Below are 24,721 nucleotides of genomic sequence, written 5' to 3'. Positions count from 1 at the left end.
TTGACCGCTCCCCAGCGACGCGCCAGCATCCGGATCGATGATCTCCTCCAGGCCTCACCGCGCACCCGCGCGCGTCGCCGCCTGCGGGCTGCTGGCGGCGCTCGCGACGGCGCTGCTGCTGCTCGCGTTCGCGCCGCGCGCCGCGCACGCCGACGTCCCGCCGGCCCCCGACTGCATGTACTACGTCGCCGGCTGCGACCCGATCTACGGAACGGCCACCACCGGCAGCGGGCAGGTCGTCGCGCAGGGTGCGACCGTCAGACTCGACTCGGGTCAGGTGCCGGAGATCTCGTTCGACACGCCGGTCAACCCGTCGTGCGTCGGCGATCCGTTCCAGATCTGCGTCTACTGGTCGATCGCGTGGAAGATCCAGCCGCCGATCGGCGGCGGCCCCAGCCCGGTCGCGATCCAGACCGGCTGCGGCGCCAACCAGAGAGTCTGCGAGTTCAGATACACGACATCCGCGATCGGCGACTACGGCGACTACTGGCAGCCGCTCGTCGCCGCGCTGCAGCGCGGCTCGTTCGTGCAGCAGAAGGCCGGCTACCTGATCTACGCGCGCCCGCGGTGGCGCTGGGTCACGATCACCTCGCCGGGCAACAACAACTACACGCCGCTGACGGCGTACGCGTTCAAGAACGGCACGAGACCGGCGTACGGCGCCTGCCTCGACGCGAACTCGATCCAGGGCGGCGTCGTGCCGGCGAACCTGGAGTGCGTGAAGGTCTCCGGCACCGGCGGCTCGACGAGCACGTCGCCGGCGTGGAGATTCCCGCTGCCGTCGGGCAGCGGCGGCTGGACGATCTACCCCGGCCTCTACCCGCGCGGCGAAGCCGGCCCGGCGACGACCGTCGGTCAGCGCTTCACCGCCGCGAACGTCTCCGTCGCCGACAGCGACCTCGACCTGACCGTCTCGCCGCTGCCGGTGCCGTCGCTCGACGTCTCGATCGACACCGGCGGCAGCCTGCTCGGGCTGGGCGAGGCGCGCACCGCGACGATCACGGCGAGAGCGGTCGGCGGACAGGCGCCGCTGACGAGCGTCGGGTGGTACCTGACCGTGCTCGCGCGCACCGGTTCCGCGACGGCGGTCACGAACGAGGACGCGCCCTGGTCGGTGGTGCTGATGCCGGGCGAGTCGGCGAGAGCGACCGCGACGATCACCGGCAGAAGCTATGGAACCGACACGTTCGGCTCCAGAGTCGAGGCTCGCAACCTCAGAGGCGACTACATATACGGGACCGCGCCGAACGTCACCGTGACGGTCTCCAGAGACGCGCCGCCGCCGACCAGAAGAGACGATCCCAGCGGCGGCAGACCGAGACCGCCGATCCCGCTCGCGGCGCAGGCGCTCGCCGCGCCGGCGCTCAGCGGGCGCGTCGAGGATCAGGTCAGAACGACGTACAGCGTCAGCTGGTACGCGGCCGCCAGTTGCGGCGCCTCCGACGGGGAGGCGCATCTGCTCGGCATGCGCGACGTGACGACGGACGCGGCGGGTGCCGGCGACGCCTCGATCGTGCCGCTCGGCGGGCCGGTCGTCGGCGAGGCGGTGTTCGGCTACTCGACGCTCGGCGGCGTGCGCTCGGACCGCTCCGCCTGCGTGACCGCGCGGGCGGTCCCGGCGGTCGCGCTCGACCTGCCCGCGAGCGGCGTCGCCGGCGGCGCGGGGGTCGTCGGCGCGGTCACGGTGACGGCGCCCGGCGCGGTGGCGAGCGGCGCGGTGCACCTGCTCGACGCGAGCGCCGGCGGGGTCGAGCTGGCCAGCGCGACGCTCGTCGGCGGGCGCGCGACGATCGCGCTGCCGAGCACGCTCGGCGTCGGCGCGCACCGGATCGTCGCGGTCTACGACGGCGACGCGCTCGTGATCGGCGGCCGCTCGGGAGAGCGGGAGCTGGTGCTGACGGCGGGTGGCGGGGCCGGTGGGGGCGGCGGTGGCGCTGGGGGTGGCGGCGCGGCGGGCGGCGGTGGGAGCGGCGGCGCGGGGAGCGGCGGAGGCGCCAGAGCGGGCGCGGGCGGCGCCAGAGCCGGCGCGGCCGGGAGAGCCGGCAGAGGCACCAGCGGCAGCGCCACCGTCGGCGGCCTGAAGCTGGCGTGGAGCGCGAGTGCACCGCGTGCCGGCAGAGCGTTCACGCTGACGGTCCGGCTCAGACGCGGCGGCGCGAACGCGACCGGCGGGAGCGTGACCGTGCGGCGCGGCAGAAGAACGGTCGCCGGGCCCGCGAGAGTCCGCCGAGGCGCGGCGACGCTGCGGCTGAGACTGCCGCGCGGCAGACAGACGCTGACGCTCGTCTACACGCCGTCGAAGCCGGCGAGGCCCGTCACGAGCGCGATTCGGGTGACGGTGGCGAGATAGCCCGGTGCTGCTCCGCGACCGTCGTCGCTGCGACGGCGGTCGCGACCGCTTGGGCGCGGCTGCGGGCGCCGAGCTTGCGGGCGATGTTCTGGCTGTGCTTGTCGACCGTTCGCGGCCTGATCGCGAGTGCCGCCGCCGTCACCGTCGAGCTGCTGCCGGCTGCGAACTGCTGCAGCACCTCCGCCTCGCGCTCGGTCAGGCCGATCTCCAGCAGTCGCTGACGTGACAGCGAGCGGCGCAGGTCGTCGAAGAACAGCACCGTCCCGGTCCCCGGCCCCGACTGCACGACGCGCGCGACGAGCCCCGGCGCGAGCGTCAACGGCGCGCCGCCGAGCGGGCCGGCCTGCCACGCGGCGAGGCGCGCGGCGATGGTCTGGTCGTCCGCCGCCCGCTCCAGCAACGCCCGGCCGGCATTGGTCGCGAACGCGACCTCGCCCGCGGCGTTGAGCACGACGATCGCCTCCGCCGTGTCGTCGAGGCCGTGGCGCAGCGCGTCGACCACGCTGCGGCTGCGCTCGCGCAGTTCGGCGTTGCGGTAGGCCTGCACGAGGTGCGGGCGCAGCAGGTCGAGCACGTCGCGGTCGCGCTGCGAGTAGTCGGGCCCGCCGCGCGAGAGCGCGAGACCGACGACCAGATGGCGCGGCGCCGGCAGCGCGAACGCGACCTGATGGTCGACGCCCAGCGGCGAGAAGACCTCGCGGTACAGCTCCAGCGCCTCGAACTCGCGCCGCTCGATCACGTCCGAGAGCCGGTACGCGCGGCCGTCGCGCGTTCGCAGCAGGCGCTGGTAGAGCGGGTTCTGCCCGGCGTACCGCGCCCACGCCGCATACGCCTCCGGCGTCGCGACAGGGTCCGTGATCGTCGCGACGGGCACGCCGCCCGCGACGATCTCGTTGTAGGCGGCCAGGTCGGAGCGCACCAGTCGTCGCAGGCCGGGCACGACGACCTGGCGGAACTCGGCGAGGTCGTCGGCGTCGTTGACCTCGCCGACGAAGGCGAGCACTGCGTGCAGATCCCGTTGCGAGACGACCATCGCGCAAGCGTAAGCGGCGCGCGCGGGTCGACGGGACGGATTTCTGTCCACGTACCCACTATTGAGCCCGTCAGCGGCGACAGCTCCCCTGAGGCGCTCGCGGCCGTGACCACATGATGCGCGGCAGCAGCGGCTCGGCGGTGCGGTTGCGGGCGCAGCCCCACCACAGGCCGGCCGCGTAGGCGGCGTCGTCGAGCGCATTGAGGCCGAGCGTGAGCGGGAGCGGGAGCTCGCGCACGTTGCGGCCGGCCTCGACGGCGCGCGGCAGCACCGAGGCGAGCAGCAGCGCGCGGCGGGCACGGCGGGAGCGCGCGCTCGCCAGCAGCGCGAGCGGCAGCCAGCTGCGCGTCGCCGCGACCGACAGCGACCAGGCGGACCAGCCGAGGCCGGTCGCGACGAGGCGCGCGGAGTCGGCGGGCGGGATCGAGCGGCGCCGCAGCGAGTCGGCGACCGCGGTCACAACCACGAGCGCGGCGAGCGGGCGGCGCGCGGCCAGCAGCGCGAACGTGGCGGCTGCCCACGGCGTCAGCAGCGCGACCGGAAGCGCGCCGGGGTGGCGGCGCGCGAGCGCGCTGGTGGAGGTCGCGTAGACGAAGCGGCGTCGCAGCCACGGCACGAGCGTGTCGCGGTGGTGGTGGGCGACGGTGACGGACGGGTCGTAGCGGACCGTCCAGCCGGCGGCGACGATGCGCCAGACGAGGTCGATGTCCTCGCCGATCGGCATCGTCTCGTCGAAGCCGGCGCCGGCTGCCGCTCTGCGCACGACGAGCGCGGCGCTCGGCACGAATGGAAGCCGGCTGAGCGGTGCCACTGCGCTCGCGTCGGGACCCATGTCGAGCGGTGAGCGCTCGGCTTCGAAGCGCCCGATCCAGGTCGTGGTGGTCGTGTCGGCGGCGACGATCCGCGGCGCGGCGACCGCGACGTCGGGATCGAGCAGGTGCGCGGCGAGCCGGTCGAGCCAGCCCGGCGCCGGGATGCAGTCGGAGTCGACGAACGCGACGTGCTCGGTCGCACAGCGCTCCAGCCCGCGGTTGCGCGCCGCCGCTGCGCCCTGCGACTGCTCGGTGCGCACGATCTCCGCGCCGTGCTTCCGCGCGACGCGCGCGATCCCGGCCTCGTCGTGTGATCCGTCGTCGATGACGAGCACGCGCAGCCTGTCGGCGGCCAATGCGGCGAGGCAACGGTCCAGTTCGACGGCGCGGTCGCGGACGGGGACGACGACGGTGACCGTGGCGGATGGCGAGTTCAGACCGCGGTGGGACGCGGGCGCGCCCGCTATGGGGTTCACGTCCGTGACCGACGGCGAACCGCAGGTCGCGGGCGGCCGCGGGTGCGCGATGCCGGCGTCGACCAATCGCCGCGCGAGGGCCCGTGCGGCAGCGCCGTCCGGCAGTTCGCCGCCCTGCCAGCGGGCGACCACGTCGGCGCCCGCGGGTGTCAGTCGCAGCATTCGGGTCGGTGTGCCGCCGAGCAGCGCGCGTCCTTGCTCGATCACGCGCGCGCGGCGGTCGAGGCGGATGCCGAAGCCGGTGGGGAGCGGCGGGCTGGTCACAGCGACAGTCCGCCGTCGGCCGCGACCGTCGCGCCCGTCAGCGCAGTCGCGTCGGGGCCGCAGAGCCAGGCGAGGACGTTGGCGATCTCCTCCGGCTGCAGCAACCGCTCGAGCGTGTGCTGGGGGGCGAACGCGGCCGCGTCGAGGAGGTCGTAGAGGCGAGCGCTCTCGTCGAGGATCGGGGTCGCGGTCGAGCCGGGGCTGACGGCGTTGGCGGTCACGCCGGTGCCGCGCAGATCGGCCGCCAGCCCGCGGATCAGGCCCGTGACCCCCGCCTTCGCGGCGCTGTAGGCGGCGAGGCCCGGCATGCCCTCCGTCGCTGCCGCGGACGCGACCGCGACGAACCGGCCGCGGCGCGGCGTCGGCTGGGCGAGCAGCGCGGGAATCGCCTCGCGCGCGAGTTCGATCGCGCCCATCAGGTTGATCTGGATCATCGCCTGAACCTGCGCCGCGGGCATCTTCCAGAGCGGCACCCCGCCGCCGATCACGCCCGCGACCGCGAGCGCCGCGTCGAGCCCGCCGAAGCGCTCGACCGCGACGTCGACCGCCCGCGCCAGCCCCTCCCCCTCACGCACGTCCGCGACGACCGTCGCGACCCGCTGCGGAGCCCCGGACCCCGCCGCGACCGCATCCAACTCCGCGCGTGTCGCCAGCGCATACGGCAACGCGGGATCGTCCGCGCAGCGATCGACCGCGACAACCGACCACCCGTCCGCGACAAGCCGCCGCACGGTCGCCGCCCCGATCCCGCGGCCGGCGCCGGTCACGAGCGCGACGGGGGTCATGCCGGCGCCTCCGCCACGACCGGCGCGTCCGCTGCGCTCGGCGCCCCCGCCACGACCGGCGTCGCAGGTTCCGCATCGATCCTCATGGCGCCCGCTCCCGCGACGCCCGGCCACCACTCCCGCACCGCCCCGAGCAGCTCGTCGAGCGCTCCGTCCAGCAGCGCCTGCCCTTCCTGCGCGCTCGCTCCCGCGGGATCGCCGAGCACGCCGTTGGGGGCGACCGCGCGGACGCCCTCGCGGCGCAGGTGCCCGATCAGCTCGCCCAGCGGCGCGGTCGCGCCGGCGGCGGCCTGATCCAGGCGCACCCGCTCCGGCGCGAGCGCCAGCATCGCCGAGGTCTCCGCGCGGCCCGCGTGCGCGTCGCCGTGCAGGTTCGCGTGCCAGACGCGCACGTCGCGACCCTCGTCGCGCTGATGCTCGATCACGCCCGCGAGCGTCGGCACGTTGCCGCCGTGCGCGTTCAGCAGCAGCACGCACGAGAACGTCCGCGTCGCCGAGCGCAGCAGCTCGATCAGCAGCAGCCGCAGCGCCTCGCCGCCGATCGAGAGCGTGCCGGGGAAGTCCTGGTGCTCGCCGCTGGATCCGTACGCGACGGCGGGCGCGACGACGACGCCGCTTGCGCCGCGGCGCGCCGTCTCCGCCAGCCGCTGCGCCAGCGCGACCGCGATCTCCGTGTCGGTCGTCAGCGGCAGGTGCGGCCCGTGCTGCTCGGTCGCCCCGACGGGCACCACGAGCAGCGCGTCGTCGCGCTCGGCGAGGTCGGGCCACGTCAGCTCGCTCACACCGTGATGAGGGCAGGTTTGATCCTGTTTGACGACATCGAACCTGCCCTCGTGCCGCCGAGACCGCTCGCTCATACGGCCTCGGGCGCCGGCGCCGGCTCGGCCCCGAGCACCCGCTCGAATCCGTCGGGGATCACGAGGTCCGCCGGACTCAGCTCGCCGACCGACGCGTGGCCGAGCCCGAGCAGGGCGGAGTCGATCCCGCTGCGCATGATGTCGAGCACGTTCTCGACGCCCGACTGCCCGCCCGCGGCGAGTCCCCACAGGTATGCGCGGCCGATCATGACGGCGCGCGCGCCGAGCGCCAGCGCCTTGACGACGTCGCTGCCGCGGCGGATGCCGCCGTCGAGCACGATCTCCAGGTCGTCGCCGACCGCCGCGACGATCGCCGGCAGCGCGCGGATCGTCGCGGGCGTGCCGTCGAGGTTGTTGCCGCCGTGGTTGGAGACGGAGATCGCGCTGGCGCCGATCTCGGCGGCGCGCTTGGCGTCGTCGACGCGGATGATGCCCTTCAGCATCAGCGGACCGTCCCACTGTTCGCGCAGCCAGCGCAGGTCCTCCCACGACGGTGGCGGGGTCTGCATCCATTCGCCGTAGGCGCCGAAGAAGGTCGGCACGGCCGCGCCCGGCTCGGCCATGTTGGGGACGCCGAGGTCCGGCGGGCCGCCGGTGCGCGCCCAGCTCGCGAGCCAGCGGGGCCGCACGAGCACCTGTGGTGCCATCCGCGCCATCGTCTTGAGGTCGAGTCTGTCGGGGATCGTCGGGCTGCCCCAGTCGCGCGCGTGCGCGAAGGTCCAGTCGAGCGTCACGATCACGGCGGCCGCGCCCGCGGCCTTCGCGCGTTCCAGCCGCCGCACCATCTGCTCGCGCGAGCCGCACCAGTAGAGCTGGAAGAAGACCGGTGCGCCCGCCGCAGCGACCTCCTCGATCGGCTTGCTGGCGAACGAGCTGAGCCCCATCGCGGTCCCGCGCGCGGCGGCCGCGCGTGCGACCGCGACCTCGCCGTCGGGGTGGACCGCCTGCACGCCGGTCGGCGAGACGATCACCGGCAGCGAGAGCGTCTGCCCCATCACCGTGACGGTCTGGTCGCGCACTGCCGAGAGGTCGGCGATGTGCGGCGCGAAGCCGAGTTCGGCGAACGAGGCGACGTTCTCCTCCAGCGTTCTGCCCCGCTCCGAGCCGGCCAGCAGCGCGGAGTAGACGGAGCTGGGCAGCAGCTTTCGCGAGCGCCGCTGGGCCTCGGCGACGGTCTCGAACCAACCTGTTCTCATCGACTTCCTCTCGAGCGATCGCGCGCACCGGCGAGGAACGCGGCGATCGGGTCCTCGTCGCACGCTCTGTCCGGCAGCCGTCTGCGTGCGCGCGGTGCGCGGCGGGAGTGGTCCTGCGACGGCTTCGGCAGCGGCGGGGCGTCCGCGCGCACCGCCGCGAGCGCCGTCTCGCCGTGCCCGAGCACGCACTCGGGGTCGGGTCCGTCGAGCGGCAGGCCGGTGAAGAACTTCGCCGCCATGCAGCCGCCGCGGCAGCTGTCGTAGAACGTGCACGTGCCGCACGCGCCGCCGGTCTGCGGGCTGCGCAGCTCTTGGAACAGCTCGGATTCGCGCCAGACGGTTCTGAAGCCGCCGGGCGAGCGGACGTTGCCGGCCAGGAACGCGTCGTGGATCGCGAACGGGCAGGCGTAGACGTCGCCGATCGGATCGATCAGGCAGACGACGCGCCCCGCGCCGCACAGGTTCAGGCCCGGCAGCGCCTCGCCGTAGGCGGCGAGGTGGAAGAACGAGTCGCCCGTCAGGACGCCTTCGCCGTGCGCCAGCAGCCACTCGTACAGCGCGCGCTGCTGCTCGGCGGTCGGGTGCAGCTCGTCCCACACGTCGGCGCCGCGCCCGGACGGCCGCAGCCGCGTCAGCCGCAACTGCGCACCGTAGGTGTCGGCGATCGCCTTGAAGGCGTCGAGCTGGCCGGCGTTCTCGCGCGTGAAGACGACCGACAGCTTGAAGTCGCGCATGCCGGCGTCGGCGAGGTTGCGCATCGCTCTCAGCGCGGTGTCGTAGGAGCCGGGCCCGCGGACGTGGTCGTTGACCTCCGCGGTCGCGCCGTCGAGCGAGATCTGCACGTCGACGTAGTCGGAGGCGGCGAGGCGCTGCGCGATCTCTGGTGTGATGCGGCTGCCGTTGGTGGAGAACTTGACGCCGACTCTGTGCGCCGTGGCGTACTCCAACAGCTCCCAGAAGTCTCTGCGCACCGTCGGCTCGCCGCCGCCGATGTTCACGTAGAAGACCTGCATCCGCTGAAGCTCGTCGATCACGGCCTTGCACTCCGCCGTGCTCAACTCGCGCGGATCGCGCCGGCCGGAGCTGGAGAGACAGTGCACACACGCGAGATTGCACGCGTACGTCAGCTCCCAGGTGAGGCAGATCGGCGCGTCGAGGCCGGCCTCGAACTGATCGATCAGGCGGGTGGCGACGGGGGCGACGGCGGGCACGCGAGCGGCGGGCTCGGCCGGGCCGGCGGGGGCGAGCGCGCTCATCCCGTCACCTGCGCGGTCCGCTCGACGATCAGGTGCGTCTCGGCGAGGCGGTCGAGCGCCGCGGCGTAGCGCGGCAGCTCGGCGTCGGCGACGCCCGCGGCGCGACAGGCGTCGAGCGCGCTGGCGTGCGCGTCCAGCGATTGCACGACGTCGCGCAGCAGCGTGCTCTTGAGGAACGACAGCCGCCGCGTGTCGAAGTCGTACACGAGCGCGCCGAACGGCTCGGGCCGGACCGAGACCTGCGGCGCGAGCTGCCACGCCCGCGCCAGCCCGTCGGTTGCGGTCGTCGTGCTGGGCACGGTCATGGTCAGTAAACGCCGCACATGCCGTCGATCGAGACGTCCTCGACCAGCAGGTCGTCCGCGACGAGCGTGTCGGCGGAGGTCGCGCCGGGCGCGGTCGCCGTCGCGGTGTCGAGGCCCAGCGTCTGCTCGGCAGCGTCATGCGCGTTCGCGGAGGCAGCGACGTCGGTCACCGGTTCCATCATCATCCCATTCTCTCCACAGCTGGTTGACTACGGTTCGGCGAACTTACAGCACCGAGTGACAAATATGCAAGAGAAGGTGACACCAGCTCGCGGCCGCCCGCGCAGAACGACGCCCGCCGAGGTCACCCGCGCGGCGCTGGAGCTGTTCGCCGAGCGGGGCTTCGAGGAGACGACGGTCGACGAGATCGCCGCCGCCGTCGGCCTGCACCGGCGTTCGCTGTTCCGCTACTTCGACTCCAAGAACGACATCGTCTGGGGCGATTTCGACTGGGTCCTCGAGCGCCTGCGCGGGCTGCTCGACGAAGCCGATCCGGAGCTGCCGCTGATCGACGCGATCGGCCGCGCGGTCGTCGCGTCCAACAGCTATCCGCCGGATGCGCAGCCGGAGCTGCGGATCCGCATGACGATGATCACGACCGTTCCGTCGCTGCAGGCGCACTCGATGCTGCGCTATGCCGCCTGGCGCCGCGTGATCGCCGACTACGCTGCCAGACGCCTCGGCACGCACCACCGCGACCTCGTCCCGTTGACGCTCGGCCACGCCGCGCTCGGCGCCTCGATGGCCGCGTTCAGCGCCTGGGTCGAAGATCCCGACAGCGACCTCGACGAGCTGCTGAAGCGGGCGTACGCACTGCTCGCGGACGGGTTTCGGACGTAGGGCGACGTCGCGGCGCACGACCGGCGAGCGGCCCGCCCGCGCCGCCGTTCAGGCGGGCTGCGCCGCGGGCGCCGCGACGAGCGCCGCGAACTCCCGAGCGAACTGCTCCACCGCCGCCCAGTCGGTGAAGTCGAAGTCTCTGCTGACGTCGGTCGGCGCGCCGTGCTGGCGCGAGATCAGGCGCATCAGCACGCGCGTGGCGATGTCGTACTCGCGGTAGAGCAGCGCGCCGGCGACGGCGAGCGTGCGCGTCGGGTTCCAGCCGGTCTTCTCGCGGAGGTCCTCGATCATTCTGCTCGTCGTCGCGAGCGCCTCGTCGGTGTCGTCGGCGGCGGTGAGCGAGACCGACAGGAACGCCGTCGGGCGCGTGGCGAGCGTGTTCGTGTGCGACTTCGCCCAGCGCTCGACCGACGCCTGGTGGCGCCCGGCGTGCACCGACGCCGCGACGACGACGCCGCTGTAGGCGGCGGGCCGAGCGTCGGCGTGGCGGGCGCCGAGATCGCACAGGTCGATCTCCAGCCCGCTCTCCCGCAGCACCGCGCCGACCCGCTCGGCGATCAGCCGCGTGTGGCCGTGCTTGGTCGCGTAGGCGACGAGGACCGGGCTGCGGGCGTCGTCGTGAGCGGCGGTGATCGGGGCGTCCATGGCGTGGTCTCCAGCGTCGGTCGGCGGATGCGGGTCTGCATCGATCCTCCACGCGCAGCGGTCTCGCGCCATCCGCCCACAGCACGCGATCGTCTCCGTAGATCCCCGCGCGCCGCCTTACGTCCAGAAAGCGGGCGGACGTTCGACAAGTGGGAAGACTCACCCGATGCGAAACCTCGCCCGTTGGGCATTCACGCACCGGCGCATCGTCCTCGGCGTGTGGCTGGTGATCGTCGTCGGCATCTCGCTCGTGCACGGAGCGGCCGGCAGCGACTACAAGGACTCGTTCAAGCTCAGCGGCACCGACAGCGCCGACGCGCTCGCACTGCTGCAGCAGGCCGCGCCGAGAGCGGCGGGTGACAGCGACCAGATCGTCATAGCGACCAGAACGGGCACCGTCACCGACCCGGCCGTCGCGGCGCGGGTGAGAGGCATGCTCGACGAGGTCGCGACGCTCCCGCACGTCGGCGGGGTCACGTCGCCGCTGACGCCGACCGGCAGAGCGCAGATCTCCAGAGACGGCACGATCGCGTACGCGACCGTCACGTTCGACGAGCAGGCGAACGACCTGCCGACGAGCGCGATAGACCGCGTGATCGACACCGCGCGCGCGATCGACGGCAACGGCTTGCAGGTCGAGTTGGGCGGGCAGGCGATCGAGGCCGCCAACCCGCCGGGTGCCGGCGGGGCCGGGTTCGGCTTCCTCGCGGCGGCGATCGTGCTGTTCATCGTCTTCGGCTCGCTGTTCGCGATGGCGCTGCCGCTCGTGACCGCCGGCTTCGCGCTCGGGACGGGGATCGCGACGATCGGGCTGCTGTCGCACGTCATAACGATGGCGTCGTTCAGCTCCGAGCTGTCGCTGCTGATCGGACTCGGCGTCGGCGTCGACTACGCGCTCTTCATCGTCACGCGATTCCGGCAGGGATTGCTGCGGGGCCTGGAGCCCGAGCAGGCGGCGGTCGAGGCGCTCGACACCTCCGGGCGCGCCGTCCTGTTCGCGGGCGTGACCGTCTGCATCGCGCTGCTCGGCATGTTCGCGCTCGGCGTCAGCTTCCTCTACGGCGTCGCGATCGCGGCCAGCATCGTCGTCGCCTTCACGGTCGTCACGGCGCTGACGCTGCTGCCGGCGTTGCTGGGCTTTCTCGGCCCGCGCGTGCTGAGTCGCAGAGTGCGGCGCAGACTCGCCGCGGCGGGGTCGCTGTCGGTCACCGACGAGTCGCCCGGCTGGGGACGCTGGGCGGCGCGCCTGCAGAGCCGCCCGGCGCTGTTCGCGACCGCGGCCGCCGTCCTGATGCTGGTGATCGCGATCCCGTTCCTGTCGATCCGGCTGGGCTCCTCCGACCAGGGCAGCGACCCGAAGGACACGACGACGCGGCAGGCCTACGACTTGCTCGCGAAGGGCTTCGGACCGGGCTTCAACGGTCCGCTGCAGCTCGTCGCGGCGGTTCCGGACAGAGCCGCGGAGCAGGAGTTCGGGCGCGTGGTGGTCGCGGCGGGCAGAGCGCCCGACGTGGTCGCCACGACCCAGCCGGTCGTGCTGCCGGGGCGCGACGGACGACCCGGCGTCGCGGTCGCGCAGGTCGTCCCGAGCGGCTCGCCGCAGGACGCCTCGACGACCGACCTCGTCGACCATCTGCGCGACACGACGATCCCGCAGACGACGGCGGGCAGCGACCTGCACGTGCTGGTCGGCGGCGACACGGCGATCTTCGAGGACTTCTCGCACGTGCTCGCCGACAAGCTGCCGTTGTTCATCGGCGTCGTCGTGCTGCTGTCGTTCCTGCTGCTGATGGCGGTCTTCCGCAGCATCGTGGTGCCGGCGATCGCGTCGCTGATGAACCTGCTCTCGGCGGCGGCCGGATTCGGCGTCATCACGGCGATCTTTCAGTGGGGCTGGGGCGCGGAGCTGATCGGCATAGATCGCACCGGGCCGATCGAGGCGTTCCTGCCGGTGATGGTGTTCGCGATCCTGTTCGGGCTGTCGATGGACTACGAGGTCTTCCTCGTCTCGCGCATCTACGAGGAGTGGCACCGGCGCCAGGACAACCGCGAGGCGATCGTCCACGGCCTCGCCGCGACCGGCCGGACGATCACCGCCGCGGCCGCGATCATGGTGCTCGTCTTCGCCGCCTTCGTGCTCGGCGGCGAACGGATCATCAAGCTGTTCGGCGTCGGCCTGGCGAGCGCTGTGCTGCTCGACGCGCTCGTGGTGCGCAGCGTGCTGGTGCCGGGACTGATGCTGCTGATCGGTCGCGCGAACTGGTGGCTGCCGGGGTGGCTGGAGCGGTTGCTGCCGCACCTCAACGTGGAGGGATCGGCGGTCGAGGAGGAGGTGGGCGCGGGCGCGGCGGCGGGGGCGGGGGTGCCGCGGGGTGGCGAGCCTGCCGCCGCCGCGGCGTCTGGGTCGAGAGGCGGGGCTGTCTGAGCGCTTGGTGCGCCGGCCCGTGAGGGTGTAGGCGAGGTCGGCGCCGTCGATCGTGAGGATCAGCTGACCTGCCTCGGTGACGGGGACGTTGAACGCGACGCGGTAGACCCCGATCTCCGGGAGGATGAAGCTGTCCGGTCCGAGGCGGACGATCGTGCCGCTGTTCGGACCGTCATCAGCGCGAAGATCGCCTTCGACACGACAGACCTCCGATAGAGACGGACCGGACGCCGTCGGCATTCGCGAGCCGACCCGCACGCAGCGCAGACCCCCAGCGTCGTCGGCTCTGCGGCCAGGAACCTGAAGCGGCGGGCCTCCGATCGGCATCCCATCTCGCCCGCGCGGGTACCCCTCCTGCATGCCCACGCGCCTCGCCATCCTGCTCACCGCGCTCTTCAGCGCCCTCGTGCTCACCGTCGCCGCTGGCAGCGCGAGCGCCGCGGCGCCGCCGCCGAGATTGAAGTCGTGCAAGAGCGTCAGCGGCCGCGCCGGCGGCGTCGACCAGATCCGTCTGACGAAGACCTTCGCCTGCCCCGACGCTCGTCAGAACATCGGCAGCTGGCTGACCTTCGTCGACAGCCGCGGCCCCCGCCCCTGGACCTGCACCCACAGAGGCGCCTCGGTGTCGTACTGGAGATGCCACCTGCGCACCTCGTTCGGTGGGACGAGACCGCTGCGGTTGTACCGGCTGAACTTTCGGTTGTTGGACGCGTGAGCTGGGGCGCGCGTTCTCGCACCGGAGTCAGAGGGGGCGATACTGGGCCTTTCCGCTCCAAATGGATTGGCATGAGGTGGTGCTGCGAGCGCTGAGATGCGCGGGGTGTGGCACCGTGCGGGCGGGGTTCTAGGGCCAGGGCAAGGCGAGTACGCGGACGGCGGTGCTGAGCTTCATGACGAGCCGTTGGGGTTCGCTGGGCGCGGCTTGGAAGTCGTGGACGCGGTAGAAGCCGGCGGCGTTCGCGTCGATGGCGTCGACAACGATGATGCGGCCGCCGGCGGTGCTGGCGGCGTTGATGATCGTCGTGAGTGCGTGGATCAGCAGCTCGGCGCCGAGTCCTCTCCCTTGGAGCCGTCGGTCGAGTGCGAGCTTGGCGAGGAGGACCGCTGGGATGCGTGCCGGGCGCCGCGGCCGATGCTCCTTGGCGCTTCGTCGCGTGCGAGGAGGTGCGGCGCGATCGCGAAGTAGCCGTCGACCGCTTCGGTCTGCTCATCGAGCAGGACGTAGGTGCGCGTCCCGTGGCGGGCGGCACTGTGGGCGTGGCGTCGCAGCCACTTGTCCAGTGGCGGGTTGCCCGAGGCGAACGCGTCGAGGTGATGGTGAGTGGGGGCGGCTGGAGTCGGCGGCTCACGCGGCGGCGATGCGTCTGCGGCGTCTCGCTGTTCTTGCGGCGCGCGCCAGGCGAGGCGCCTCGTCCGGTTGATCGAGTGAGGCGACCAGTGCGTCGAAGTAGTCAGCAGCGACCACGGTCGTCGCGCGCTCCACGACCACGGACTCGGCGCGCTCCAACGCCGCGAGAACCATGAACCCGGAGACGGACTCGCCAGAGAGCGCGGCGGCCTGCTCGATCTGCCGTCGCTGGACCGGTGTGAGCCGGGCCTCCACCCGTTCTGCTTTTGCTGCCATGTCGCCACGCTCCAGCAAGGTTCCGTACAAATGTACGGCAAATCATAGGACGGTCTTCTTCGCGTCGGCTGCGCCGCGACGGGTCCCGACAGAGGACGCCGCGCCCCCTCCCGGCCGCGACCTGAGATCACCTCAGATCACTCTGCAGCACGCGCCAGCACCTCAGCGCACCCCCAGATCATGAGTCCCAGACTCGAATCCGGCAAAGGGGGTGGTGCTCAGGCGTCTCCGCTGCAAATGGGTGGTATGGGGTGATGCTGGATGCGCTGAGATGCGCGGGGTGTGGCACCTGCGGTGGCACCTTTGAGCGAGCTGAGGCGACCACCGGCGAGCGTCCCGGACCGGCCTACCAGTACACGGCGACGATCTCGCAATCGAGGTACCGTCCGGACTCGCGGGGCGTGGGAACTGGGGTAGGAGGTTCTTGGGGCGTGGTCGTAGAGCCTGGAGCCAATAAGTGCGCTTCCAACTGCGCTGTTGCCCGGCACGCTGCGAGGACTTCAGGCGTAGGCGAGAAGTGCAGATCTTCCGTGAGAGCATCGGTCAGAGACGAGAATGCGGCTCGACGCTCGTCCAGCGTTTCGTACCTGGCGCATTGCTCCAACGTTGGTAACCCGCGCTCGGCAAGGTCGCCAGCGCTCAGAGGACTGCCGTAGATCGTCGTCAGATCCTTTGCATACCGCTGAAGCGCCGTCCGCATGGCTTGCGCTGGCTCGTCTTCGGAGGCTTCTTGCCCGCCCATTCTTGCCAGCAAGGTTGGAATCTGGTCGACGATGTCGGCAAGCGCCGGAACTACATCTTTCAGTACGTCCATGATCTTGACTGGGGTCCAGTGGTCTTGGATGCCGTCGCGGCCCAGGCGGCACAACATCCGATACTGAGCGCTAGTGAACAGCACACGACGAATATCGCGCCAGAAGAGTCCCTCCTCGGCCACGCCGACCACATACAGAGGCTGGGCTTGCTCAGCAAGAAGCGGATGTTCATCCAGCACCGCTGAGTGCAAAACGAGTTCCCGACCGTCAACACAGACATAGGAGTAGTCGATGGCTTTCCCTCGCACGGGAACCAGTCCCGCCAAGAGCTGTTCGAGGAGCCGCGTGGCGGTCACTGCGTCGACAAAGCTGGCAGGGTCGAGTGTTTCGGGGAGCTGAGGCATATTCTCTATGAGCGCCATCATTGTCGAGAGAATGGTGCTCACTTGGAAGCGCTCGTCGGCTTCGAGTTGAACCTCGACTTCCAAAAGCCGTCCGCGGTTCAGGTCTGCGGCATCGATCACCCAGTCAGACCCGCGGTCAACCTCCCGCAAGACATCATCGACTTGGCGAAATGATGGCGGACGGTCAAGATCCTTGGAGGGACTCAAAACGAGCGATTCTCGGACGTAGCCGTAGAGTTCCTTGAACGTGGATTGCACCGTCGATTTCCGCATCACTTGGGTGCTGTTAGCGTGTTCGGTCCTCACGGCGGAGGAGACACCGGCCTTGGCGCCGGGGACGGCAATCCCGGCGTTGCTTCTCACTTCGCCGCCGAGGGACGAAGATTCGCTTGCGGTAAAGTCGGTGGCAAGCGCACCAATGCGTGACGCCAAGAGACTGAATACACTAACTTCATCCAGGTAGACGAACTCGCGTAACGGTTCGTGCCTGTTCTCGGCCGCCGCCTTTCGGCGGCGGTGGGCGCGTGATCGTCGACGGAACCAGTCCTGGATCTTCAAGACGCACCTCGTTGCTGATCCGTCGCAAGCTGCCGGCGCTGGGAAGTGACCCGATCATGGCCGCCCAAAAAGTCCTCGGTCATGATCGCGTCCCGGTCGTCGGCCGCCGACAGCAAGGCCGCTTCCTTCCAGATTGCCGCAAGTTCAGCCGCCGACCAGCCTTCGGTCTGCGCCGCGACCCAGGCATACGGAAGAGGGTCACGAGTCGCCAATGCGCGGCCCTTTACTCTCAGGATCGCTTCGCGGTCGTCCACGGTCGGAAGTGGAAACTCGATCTGCCAATCGAATCGCCCAGGTCGACGCAGTGCGACATCAATGTCTTGAGGTCGATTAGTTGCTGCGATGATAGTGACCTGTTGAGCGGCGGACATTCCGTCCATTAAAGTAAGGAGTTGCGCTACCACACGCTTAGACGCTTCGTGGGCGTCTTCGGTGCGTTGTCCTGCGACGCTATCAATCTCGTCAAAGAAGATGATCGCTGGCGAATGCTCTGCCGCGTGCGTGAAGATCCGACGCAAGATTTCCTCGCTCTCTCCATACCATTTGCTGAAGATGGTGGGTCCGCTGATGGCGTAGAAGGTCGCTCTCGCCTCAGAAGCAATGATCCGAGCCAGCATCGTCTTGCCCGTTCCGGGCGGGCCTGTGAACAGCACGCCCTTAATAGGATCGGCCCCGATCTTCGTGAGTTTGTCATGGCGCTCCAAAGGAAGCTCGGTCAGCTCGCGCGCCCGCTGCACCACCGCCGGAAGGCCGCCAAAGTCGTTGAAGCTGAGCGTGTCTGACGGCTTCAGAAGGAACTCATCGATGATGTCGTCGTCAAGATCGGAACGCTCGACCCAGCGCAGCGGTTTGGGATCGAGTACGCGGATGACGCCATCCGCGGTACTTGCTTCGACGGTGTTGCCGGCCTCGTATTGGACTTCAGTGTTCGTGGGGAGCAGATGCCAGCGCCCACCGCCATCTACGACCGTAACGTCTTCTCGTCGCAGCTTTACTACGCCTGCCCACCGGGCTATAGGCCCGTTCTCGTCTCTGTGCGGCCAGACGCTCGCGGGCGCAGCCTCAAAGTAGTCGTCATCTTCTCGGAGAAGAACGACATCGCCCACAGAAAAAGCAAAGATCTCGCCATCACTATCGACGGTGGCTGACGATCCGTCGACCAGTTCGATCCACAGTCTTAGGCCGTCCTCGGAGACAGCGCTGATACGCCCGACCCGGCTCGGCTCTCCTACCTCAACATCCACGCTCCGAATCTAATGGAACGAGTGGCGCAAGGCGCTCCTTCGGCGAGTGCGCGCCTCGCTGGTCGTTGTCACCGTCGCTCGGGCGCGCTCATTCCACCAACCGCAACGGCACCTCGCCAGTCGAACGCGCCTCCCGCCCGAACGCTGCCGCGACCATCTCTTCTTCGTGCGGGCTGGGCGCGTAGGCGGCGTAGCGCTGGGTCGTCGCGATGTCGCGGTGGCCCATCCATTCTTGGAGGGTGCGCATGGGGACGCCGGTGGCGGCCATGTGGGTGCCGAAGGTGTGGCGGAGGTCGTGGAAGCGGTGTCTGGTGTCGAGGCCGGCGGCTTTGAGGGCTTGCTGCATGCGGCGGTAGACGCTGCATTTGGCGAGGACGCCGCCGGTGGCGGGGTGGGCGAAGACGAGGTCGTCGGGGTCGCGGCGATGGGTGCGGGCGTAGACGGTTCTCAGCTCGTCGGCGAGGCTGCCGATCATGGGGACCGAGCGGCTGGAGCGGCGGGACTTGGGGGTGCCGAATTCGCCGCGTGAGTAGTTGCGGCGGACGCGGATGCGGTTGGCTCTCCAGTCGACGTCGCGCCAGCGCAGGGCGATCAGCTCGCCTAGGCGCAGGCCGGTCATGACGGCGGTCATGTAGAGCGCGTGGTCGAGTTCTTGGCAGTCGCCAGGGCGGGTGTGGGCGAGGAGGCGGTCGACCTCGGGGAGGGTGAGGTAGCGGATCTCTGCCGGTTCGGGGATCGCTGGGAGTTCGATGCCGTGGCAGGGGTTGGCTCTGACCCAGCGGCGTTGGGGTGTCATCGCGAAGTTGAAGAGGGCGGAGATGGTGCTGATGACGCCGCGGATCGTGCGCGGGGCGAGGTCCTTGGCTTCGAGGACGCTCATCAGGTCGAGGACATCCTCGGGGCGGTATTGGTGGACGGGGCGCTCGCCGAAGAAAGGGACGGTGTGGTTGCGCAGGTTGCAGTCGATGTTCTCGCGCGACGCCCGTTTGCGGCCTCGGCGCTCTGAGTTCTTGATGTAGCGGGCGCCCAGCTCGGTGATCGTGAGCGGCTCGCCCATCACAGGGAGGTCGTCTTCGGTCTCGAAGATGAGGCGGCGCAGCTCGACTTCGGCTCGGGCCTCGGTGAGGCCGGTCCGTTCGCCGCGTCCGCGTTTGGGGCCGAGGTGGCGCTTGACGCGGCGGCCGGCGGTGTACCAGGAGCCGTACCAGGCTTCGGTGCCGTCGGCGAGTCTGCGGACGAAGAGGCTGCCGGTGCCGGCGATTCGTCTGACGGAGCGGACGGTGCGCTCGGGGTTGGTCAGGCTGGTGCGCGGCATCCGTTCCTCTCCGGGCTCGTGATCGCAGGGGCGTGCGTCCTCGCGCGCGGACGCGCGGGGACGCGTGGACGGCTGGGCCGGAGCGATGATGCTCCGGGGCTGGGGCGCCGCGTCGCGTCCGCCGCGGCGGATGCTGTGAAGGACGCGTCGCGCACGATGCTAGGTGGAGCGGTTGCGGGTGCCAAGGGGTGTGCCAGGACCCTGACGTCGGGTCGTGCACCAGGCGGCGAGCTGGCGGCGCTCGAAGCGGACGTAGCGGCCGAGACGGACGTGCGGGATGCGGCCTGAGCGTGCTTGGCGCAGCACCCAGGAGGGTGGGACGCTGAGCAGCCGCGCGGCTTCCTCGACGTCGATCAGCTCGCCGTTCAGCTCCTCCCCGCCGTGGGCCGCTCGGGTCTCGGCGGTCATCGGTCGAGCCAGCCGGCGGGTCTGGCGGGGTCGTGGGCGGTCGTGAGGATCGGCGCGAAGGGGCCGTGGTCGACGAGGTCCGCGAGCAGGCAGGCGGCGATCCGCACGGCGGGGGTGTCGGTCAGTTGCGGGGTGGTGCCGCAGAGCGCGATCGCGGTGCGGCGGCGCTCGAGCGCGGGCCGGTCGCGGCCGGTGAGGACGAGCAGGACGGCGGGGAAGATCGTGTATCTGTGGGTCCACAGCGGCCTGGGCCGGTCGGTCGGTCCGGTCGGCGGGAGGGTGTGGTGGTAGAGGGTGGCGTAGCGCGCGAGCTTTGCGGCGAGCGCGTGGGCGGCTTGGGCAGTGAGGTTGATCGCGCGGGCGTTGACCTCGTCCCACCGCATCGTGGAGGCGAAGGCGTCGACGATCGCGTCGACCCGCTGCAGCCGATCTGCGGTCCGTCGTGGTGGTCGGTGAGGTTCAGCTCGATGACGCGCTCCATCTGGTCGCCGAGGTGGCGTTTGATCTTCTCCAGCGCGTCGGCGTGGGGGTCGAGGAAGAAGCAGCCGTGCCCGTTGCGCGCGAGGTGCAGGAACTGGCCGATCCCGGTCGGTCTTGCCGAACCGCGAGCGGCCCGCGACGTACATGAAGTACGACCCCTCCAACGGCACCCCCACCAGCCGTTCGCCCTCACGGGCGGAGACGACGCGACCGAGCGGCAGCAGACCGGGCTGGTGGTCGAAGGTCGGCAGCCCGCGCGGCGGCGCCGGGATCCGGCCGCCTGAGCGCACGACGTTCTCGGACTCGCAGCTCTTCGTTGGCGGCTTGAGCAGTCCTGCGATCTCCTCGGCGTTGACCAGCCGCTTGCGCGCGGGCGCGAACAGGCCGCCGGCGACGCGCGCGTCGAACCGTCCGCGGCGCCAGGGGGCGTCGGCGCCGGCGAACCCGAGCGGGTCGCGCTGCCCGACGACGCGGAAGTGGTTCTCGCCGTCGAAGGCGCGGAACGCGGCGACCAGCGCCGCGACCTGCTCGACCGCCCGCCCCGCCAGCGGGCTCGACGCCCGCACCAGCACCTGCACGCGAAACAGCGGCAGCGGATCGCCGAGCTTGCCCGCCAGCGCCCGGTGCTCGGCCCGGCGCTCGACCAGCTCCGCCCGCGTGGGCGGCGTGCGGTGCGCGGGCTCGCCGCGCAGCATCTCGCCGAGCGTCTTCTGTCCCCGGCGCTCCTCGCGCTGCGCCTTGCGCATCAGCCTGGACCGCAGCCGGCGACGCTCTGAGGGCGTTAGAGGCAGCAGGTCGACGCAGACCTCGGCTTGTTCGTCCCTCGGAATCAGCGGCTCCAGCGCCTGCGCGAACCCGGCCAGCGGGTCCGGATCGACGCCCGTCTCCAGCAGCGGGTGACGGCTGTCGCGCGCGAGGACCAGCTCCGCGCGGGCGACGTGAGGCATGGCGTCTTCTTGGGTGCTGTCATGAGGCGCGGCCGTGCTGTGCGGGGCGGGCGGCGCGACGGCCGGCGTCGGGCTCGGCGCGGCCGGGCGTGCTGGGGCGGGCGTTGGCGCGGGCAGCTCGCGCAGCTCGACGCCGCCGTAGCTGCCGACGCCGACCTCCAGCGCGCGGCGAGCGTGCCGGGGCAGCTCGACGCTGTAGCGCAGCCGCCCGTCCGGATCGGTGTCGAGCCGGATCCGCACGGCGTGCGCGCGCTTGGCCAGCAGCCCGCCCGTCGAGCGCCGCGCCGCCGATCTGATCTCCGGCGCGAAGGAGTCGGCCGGCACCAGCTCCAGCCGCACACGGTCGGCCAGCACCCGGCGCTCCAGCACACGACGGACGAGGAGCACTGCGACGAGGCCGGCGACCAGCACACCGGCGAGCACGGGCACGAGCGGAGAGCGAGCAAGCTCGACCGCTGCGTCCAGCACCTCCCCAGCCATCGCATTGACCACGATCAGCCCGACCACGGCCGCAATCGCGACCATGACCATCATGTCCTTCGGTTCAGTCGGTCTCAAAGACCCACCTCTGCTTCGCGGATATATGCCAGCGACCTCCGGCCGCCCCGATCGCCGGCACCGCCAACGATCCGCACCCCTCCCGCCGAGACAGCGCGGGAGCGGTGATGAACCCGCGCACGGACGCACGGGTGAAACCTGAGAGCGAAGCGCAGACGAAACCGCGAACGGACCCCGCCCGCACCTCTGAAAGCAATCAACGACATGGAATGAGACAACCTCCGATTAGGAACACGATCCGGCGCGAGCGCCGGTGCTGCTGCGCCGCACGCGGCGCCGTGCGGGCCGAACAGGACCCGCGAACCCGGGGCCGGCCACGGGCCGCCCCAAAGCGTCATCTTCTGCACGTCGGTACCTCGATGAATTAGCGGCCTGAACGCGTTCGGCGTGGCCTGGTACGTAAGTTGTAGGTGGACCCGACGACCAATGTCTAGGCCCCCGAAACCGACCGGTCCTTTGACACTCGTCGTCTGAGGTGCGCTGAGGCACGATGAGGCCGTTTTCAGTGGTTTTCGGTGCTCTGAGAAAGCGAGAACATTTAGGTTCGGGCGCTGGTGCTGGCGCGTGGTGCTCGTCCTCGCCACGCCACCTGCAAACGCCCCGGTTGCCCGGGCGGCTGCCCTCAGGCGAAGATCTATGGCCGCCGCGATTGCGTATCAAGCGGCGCCAGCAACATGTGTCCTCGGGAGATCACGGATTCCACTCATGGCCTCCGGATGATCTGGACCAGTTGCTCGGTGCATCTCAAGTAGCGTCGTCGTCCCTGCGCGCAGATCGCGTCGATACGCGGTTGCGTCGCTCCTGCCGGGGCGATGAAGCTTCGAGTCGAGTGCGAACGTTCCTGACTGCTTCCAGCAGATCTGCAATTTCCTCACCCAGCGGGACCACACGTACCGGTCGACCGTGGCGCGTCGCAGAGCTGAGAGAAGCGTCGTCTCGAACCAGGGCGACTGTTTTGAACTGGAGGTCGATCACGAAGTCTGCGCGGCCGGTCATGAGGTTGGAGCGCAAAATCGCCTGGACGTCGGGCCAGATGATGCCCGTGTCTCGGGGGCCCACGAGTCCGAGCAGCTTCGAAAGGCAGAGCAACTCAAGTGCATCGAACTCGCCGTAGCCGCCTCGGGCTTCTTTCAGAAGGCCGCGGCTGATCCACGACTTTCGAGTCTGTCGTGTACATCCGGCAAGCTCGCACAGCAGCGCCTCTGTCAGCTCGCTGCTCCTTCTGTCCGCCGCTGGCGACATGATGCGCAAATGCTTACGCAAAATGTTGCCACTGCAACCCTTGGTCGCGAACTTGCCGCGGCTGATGCTCGGCGTGAGCTCCTTGGCAGCGGGAGAGCGCTGCGAGCCGAAGCGATGCGATTGCTCGACCGCACGCCGCCTACCTGCCAGGTGCTCCTCGCGTTCTCGAGCGAGGGGCATGCAGTCGGTGCGGCGGCGATCGCACTTGCCGTCGATCGTGGCTGGGATCTCGATGTGCTCAAAGCGGCGCACGACCGTCCGCTTGACTGCGGGAATCACCGGGCTCGGTGGAGTTGGATCTCTGTCGAAGAACAACTCGGATGGGCACCGGTCCGCCACTGGGTTGTGGAGTGGGCGGAAACCCGTGGCGGGTTTCGCCCATCCCACGCCTCCTCCGTTGCCGCCTAGCGTCGGTAAAGGGTGAGTCCAGCAGCAATCGCCCCGGCGAGATCTCCTGCCGATCTCGCCTGCAGGAGCCTCTGGACTTCGGTGCTGTCGTGGGAAGGGTTCAGTTGGTTCGAGCGAAGATCGGCGCTTGCGAGCCGATGTCGTTGGGCTACCAAGAGTCCGACGCCGACGAGCGCGACTTTTGCGTCATGGGCGGTCGTGGCGCCACGGTTACTTTCCGGCCGCCGGAGGGCGATTGCGTTCGGCCTGTGCTGATCGATGCTCGTCTCAAGTCGCTCGAAGAACGCAAACAACTGCTGCCCGAGGCTTGCTTCGCGCGCTCCCTGCCACGGCTCGAGTACGGTGACGTCGTCTTCGTTCGGCCCGATCACCGCGAACGCTGCAGCGAGCCGAGGCGTCGCGTACTGAGGGCCGAGCCCTAAGACCATCTTGCCGTCTGTCATAGAAACTAGTGTGACATCGTGACGCTGCTGCATAGCCAATACGCCGGCCGGTACACGTTGGAGGAGCTGTTAGGCCAAGGGGCTCACGCCGTGGTGTATCGAGCGTGGGACGCCGTCCGTGCGATGGAAGTCGCACTGAAGCTCTACAACGAGGATGCCCTCGATCATCAGACGGCCGAGGCGGCGACGAATGCAAAGGTGGCCGATTGCGCCGCGGTGATGCCTTTGTTCGAAGTGTTCACGGATGTGCTCCCCCGTGAGGCGACTTCGATGCCTCTCGCAAAGCCGTTTGTGAAACGGTTCGAGTCGCTGTCGTGTGCCGAGGTCCGCCTTGCTGGTTTGCGCCTGTTCACGGCGCTCGCGTTCTGCCACGGCCGCGGCGTCGTGCATGGAGACATCAAGCCGGCCAATCTCTTTCGAGATCGACACGGCCATCTTCAACTTGGCGATTTCGGCGTGGCTGATTTTCTCCCTGGCGCACGACGTGGGCACACGCTGGAATACGCTGCGCCGGAGTTGCTCGCTGGTGAGCCGCGCAGCCCCCAGACAGACGTTTGGGCTGCCAGCGTGACTCTCTTCGAGCTGATGTGCGGCGAGTTGCCGTTCGGTTCTACGCTCGACTCATCCGAGGCGGAGGTCGCTGAGAGGATCAGCAGCGGGCAGGCGCAGAAAGTGGCAGATCTTCGGCCATTCCTTCCGCGTCGGCTCCAGAGCTACTTCAGATCAGCATTCAAGGTGGATCCGGCGCAACGAGAGATCACGAGCGCGATCGTTGCTCACAATGCGATTTCGGAGGTCGCCGCGCTTGCAGACTGGGTCAGGATCGGCGGGAGCGGCGCGATCGAGCGGTGGGAAGGCGTTGAACGCGATCGCGACGGGAATCCCACGGGAGTTCAGTTAGCGGCCGAGCTTGTGTTTCGTCCGAACCTGCGCCGATATGAGGCGCACATCTATCGCCAACGACCGGGTGGTCAGCTCCGCAGAATTCCTGGAGCAAGAGGTTGCCAGGGGCCTAGCGAGGCGACAGTTCGGCAGCTCATGTACGCGCGAATGCGCGCTTTGACCGAAGGACGATCGTTGCGTTGACTGAG

Annotated in this window: 23 protein-coding genes; 6 read left to right on the top strand and 17 right to left on the bottom strand. The window is 70.2% G+C overall.

Annotated elements, in window-relative coordinates; genetic code table 11:
- Positions 1-37 precede the first annotated feature (37 nt).
- On the top strand, positions 38-2,350 hold the full coding sequence (locus Q7L65_RS07690; RefSeq protein ID WP_304720026.1) for a hypothetical protein: 2,313 nt from the start codon (positions 38-40) through the stop codon (positions 2,348-2,350).
- Here Q7L65_RS07690 and Q7L65_RS07685 read toward each other — a convergent pair.
- The 8 genes from Q7L65_RS07685 to mftA all read right to left on the bottom strand — a co-directional run bounded on the left by Q7L65_RS07685 (position 2,316) and on the right by mftA (position 9,453).
- Positions 2,316-3,383, bottom strand: coding sequence for a helix-turn-helix transcriptional regulator (locus Q7L65_RS07685; protein ID WP_304720025.1), 1,068 nt, complete (start codon positions 3,381-3,383; stop codon positions 2,316-2,318). The two genes, Q7L65_RS07690 and Q7L65_RS07685, sit on opposite strands and share 35 nt — an antisense overlap.
- Positions 3,384-3,453: 70 nt before the next feature.
- On the bottom strand, positions 3,454-4,935 hold the full coding sequence (gene mftF, locus Q7L65_RS07680; protein WP_304720024.1) for a mycofactocin biosynthesis glycosyltransferase MftF: 1,482 nt from the start codon (positions 4,933-4,935) through the stop codon (positions 3,454-3,456).
- A complete protein-coding gene (locus tag Q7L65_RS07675) occupies positions 4,932-5,720 on the bottom strand; it encodes a mycofactocin-coupled SDR family oxidoreductase (protein WP_304720023.1) in 789 nt (262 codons plus the stop codon). The genes mftF and Q7L65_RS07675 overlap by 4 nt, the downstream gene beginning before the upstream one ends.
- On the bottom strand, positions 5,717-6,502 hold the full coding sequence (mftE, locus tag Q7L65_RS07670; RefSeq protein WP_304720022.1) for a mycofactocin biosynthesis peptidyl-dipeptidase MftE: 786 nt from the start codon (positions 6,500-6,502) through the stop codon (positions 5,717-5,719). The genes Q7L65_RS07675 and mftE overlap by 4 nt, the downstream gene beginning before the upstream one ends.
- Before the next feature lie 71 nt (positions 6,503-6,573).
- Complete coding sequence (mftD, locus tag Q7L65_RS07665; protein ID WP_304720018.1) at positions 6,574-7,773, bottom strand: pre-mycofactocin synthase MftD; 1,200 nt, start codon at positions 7,771-7,773, stop codon at positions 6,574-6,576.
- A complete protein-coding gene (gene mftC / locus Q7L65_RS07660) occupies positions 7,770-9,029 on the bottom strand; it encodes a mycofactocin radical SAM maturase (protein ID WP_304720017.1) in 1,260 nt (419 codons plus the stop codon). The genes mftD and mftC overlap by 4 nt, the downstream gene beginning before the upstream one ends.
- On the bottom strand, positions 9,026-9,334 hold the full coding sequence (gene mftB, locus Q7L65_RS07655) for a mycofactocin biosynthesis chaperone MftB (protein WP_304720014.1): 309 nt from the start codon (positions 9,332-9,334) through the stop codon (positions 9,026-9,028). Before mftB ends, mftC begins: the two co-directional genes overlap by 4 nt.
- Positions 9,335-9,336: 2 nt before the next feature.
- Complete coding sequence (gene mftA, locus Q7L65_RS07650; RefSeq protein WP_370552531.1) at positions 9,337-9,453, bottom strand: mycofactocin precursor MftA; 117 nt, start codon at positions 9,451-9,453, stop codon at positions 9,337-9,339.
- A 139-nt stretch (positions 9,454-9,592) separates the two neighbouring features.
- Between mftA and mftR the strand changes: the two genes are divergently transcribed.
- The gene (mftR, locus tag Q7L65_RS07645; RefSeq protein ID WP_304720010.1) at positions 9,593-10,174 is read left to right on the top strand and encodes a mycofactocin system transcriptional regulator; all 582 of its coding nucleotides are present in this window, start codon (positions 9,593-9,595) and stop codon (positions 10,172-10,174) included.
- Between the two features lie 48 nt (positions 10,175-10,222).
- On the opposite strand, the gene Q7L65_RS07640 is transcribed toward mftR, so the two are convergent.
- Positions 10,223-10,819, bottom strand: a complete 597-nt coding sequence (locus Q7L65_RS07640; protein WP_304720008.1) for a flavodoxin domain-containing protein — start codon at positions 10,817-10,819, stop codon at positions 10,223-10,225.
- Between the two features lie 166 nt (positions 10,820-10,985).
- Here Q7L65_RS07640 and Q7L65_RS07635 point away from each other — a divergent pair, with 166 nt between their 5' ends.
- From Q7L65_RS07635 to Q7L65_RS07625, 3 genes are all read left to right on the top strand, one after another.
- Positions 10,986-13,244: an MMPL family transporter gene (locus Q7L65_RS07635; RefSeq protein ID WP_304720006.1), complete on the top strand. Its 2,259-nt coding sequence runs from the start codon at positions 10,986-10,988 to the stop codon at positions 13,242-13,244.
- Between the two features lie 358 nt (positions 13,245-13,602).
- Positions 13,603-13,959, top strand: a complete 357-nt coding sequence (locus tag Q7L65_RS07630; protein WP_304720005.1) for a hypothetical protein — start codon at positions 13,603-13,605, stop codon at positions 13,957-13,959.
- A gap of 207 nt (positions 13,960-14,166) precedes the next feature.
- Positions 14,167-14,430 carry a hypothetical protein gene (locus tag Q7L65_RS07625; RefSeq protein WP_304720003.1) on the top strand — a complete coding sequence of 88 codons (264 nt, stop codon included), beginning with the start codon at positions 14,167-14,169 and terminating at the stop codon, positions 14,428-14,430.
- 159 nt (positions 14,431-14,589) lie between these two features.
- Here the strand turns inward: Q7L65_RS07625 and Q7L65_RS07620 are convergent, their stop codons facing one another.
- The 8 genes from Q7L65_RS07620 to Q7L65_RS07585 all read right to left on the bottom strand — a co-directional run bounded on the left by Q7L65_RS07620 (position 14,590) and on the right by Q7L65_RS07585 (position 23,630).
- Positions 14,590-14,886: a DUF1778 domain-containing protein gene (locus Q7L65_RS07620; protein ID WP_304720000.1), complete on the bottom strand. Its 297-nt coding sequence runs from the start codon at positions 14,884-14,886 to the stop codon at positions 14,590-14,592.
- Between the two features lie 328 nt (positions 14,887-15,214).
- Positions 15,215-16,585, bottom strand: a complete 1,371-nt coding sequence (locus Q7L65_RS07615; RefSeq protein WP_304719999.1) for a hypothetical protein — start codon at positions 16,583-16,585, stop codon at positions 15,215-15,217.
- A complete protein-coding gene (locus Q7L65_RS07610) occupies positions 16,582-17,829 on the bottom strand; it encodes an AAA family ATPase (protein ID WP_304719998.1) in 1,248 nt (415 codons plus the stop codon). The genes Q7L65_RS07615 and Q7L65_RS07610 overlap by 4 nt, the downstream gene beginning before the upstream one ends.
- Before the next feature lie 88 nt (positions 17,830-17,917).
- Positions 17,918-19,144, bottom strand: coding sequence for a site-specific integrase (locus Q7L65_RS07605; protein WP_304719994.1), 1,227 nt, complete (start codon positions 19,142-19,144; stop codon positions 17,918-17,920).
- A gap of 159 nt (positions 19,145-19,303) precedes the next feature.
- Entirely contained in the window at positions 19,304-19,552 is a 249-nt protein-coding gene (locus Q7L65_RS07600) for a helix-turn-helix domain-containing protein (protein WP_304719992.1), read from the bottom strand.
- Positions 19,549-21,537 carry a hypothetical protein gene (locus tag Q7L65_RS07595; RefSeq protein WP_304719990.1) on the bottom strand — a complete coding sequence of 663 codons (1,989 nt, stop codon included), beginning with the start codon at positions 21,535-21,537 and terminating at the stop codon, positions 19,549-19,551. The genes Q7L65_RS07600 and Q7L65_RS07595 overlap by 4 nt, the downstream gene beginning before the upstream one ends.
- A gap of 744 nt (positions 21,538-22,281) precedes the next feature.
- On the bottom strand, positions 22,282-23,058 hold the full coding sequence (locus Q7L65_RS07590; protein WP_304719989.1) for a hypothetical protein: 777 nt from the start codon (positions 23,056-23,058) through the stop codon (positions 22,282-22,284).
- A 125-nt stretch (positions 23,059-23,183) separates the two neighbouring features.
- Complete coding sequence (locus Q7L65_RS07585; protein WP_304719988.1) at positions 23,184-23,630, bottom strand: hypothetical protein; 447 nt, start codon at positions 23,628-23,630, stop codon at positions 23,184-23,186.
- Positions 23,631-23,648: 18 nt separating this feature from the next.
- Here Q7L65_RS07585 and Q7L65_RS07580 point away from each other — a divergent pair, with 18 nt between their 5' ends.
- Complete coding sequence (locus Q7L65_RS07580; protein WP_304719986.1) at positions 23,649-24,716, top strand: serine/threonine-protein kinase; 1,068 nt, start codon at positions 23,649-23,651, stop codon at positions 24,714-24,716.
- Positions 24,717-24,721 lie beyond the last annotated feature (5 nt).

It is taken from the genome of Conexibacter sp. CPCC 206217 (assembly GCF_030646165.1).
In the GTDB taxonomy this organism is placed as follows: domain Bacteria; phylum Actinomycetota; class Thermoleophilia; order Solirubrobacterales; family Solirubrobacteraceae; genus Conexibacter.
The sequence above is the reverse complement of the archived record's forward strand: the minus strand, read 5'-3'. Positions and strand labels throughout refer to the sequence as shown.

What these genes read in the sequence shown, in the direction of transcription:
- Q7L65_RS07640 (WP_304720008.1), bottom strand. Translation starts at nt 10,819, where the DNA reads ATGGACGCCCCGATCACCGCCGCTCACGACGACGCCCGCAGCCCGGTC.
- Q7L65_RS07605 (WP_304719994.1), bottom strand. Translation starts at nt 19,144, where the DNA reads ATGCCGCGCACCAGCCTGACCAACCCCGAGCGCACCGTCCGCTCCGTC.
- Q7L65_RS07690 (WP_304720026.1), top strand. Translation starts at nt 38, where the DNA reads ATGATCTCCTCCAGGCCTCACCGCGCACCCGCGCGCGTCGCCGCCTGC.
- Q7L65_RS07600 (WP_304719992.1), bottom strand. Translation starts at nt 19,552, where the DNA reads ATGACCGCCGAGACCCGAGCGGCCCACGGCGGGGAGGAGCTGAACGGC.
- mftB (WP_304720014.1), bottom strand. Translation starts at nt 9,334, where the DNA reads ATGACCGTGCCCAGCACGACGACCGCAACCGACGGGCTGGCGCGGGCG.
- mftD (WP_304720018.1), bottom strand. Translation starts at nt 7,773, where the DNA reads ATGAGAACAGGTTGGTTCGAGACCGTCGCCGAGGCCCAGCGGCGCTCG.
- Q7L65_RS07635 (WP_304720006.1), top strand. Translation starts at nt 10,986, where the DNA reads ATGCGAAACCTCGCCCGTTGGGCATTCACGCACCGGCGCATCGTCCTC.
- Q7L65_RS07630 (WP_304720005.1), top strand. Translation starts at nt 13,603, where the DNA reads ATGCCCACGCGCCTCGCCATCCTGCTCACCGCGCTCTTCAGCGCCCTC.
- Q7L65_RS07585 (WP_304719988.1), bottom strand. Translation starts at nt 23,630, where the DNA reads ATGACAGACGGCAAGATGGTCTTAGGGCTCGGCCCTCAGTACGCGACG.
- mftC (WP_304720017.1), bottom strand. Translation starts at nt 9,029, where the DNA reads ATGAGCGCGCTCGCCCCCGCCGGCCCGGCCGAGCCCGCCGCTCGCGTG.
- Q7L65_RS07675 (WP_304720023.1), bottom strand. Translation starts at nt 5,720, where the DNA reads ATGACCCCCGTCGCGCTCGTGACCGGCGCCGGCCGCGGGATCGGGGCG.
- Q7L65_RS07685 (WP_304720025.1), bottom strand. Translation starts at nt 3,383, where the DNA reads ATGGTCGTCTCGCAACGGGATCTGCACGCAGTGCTCGCCTTCGTCGGC.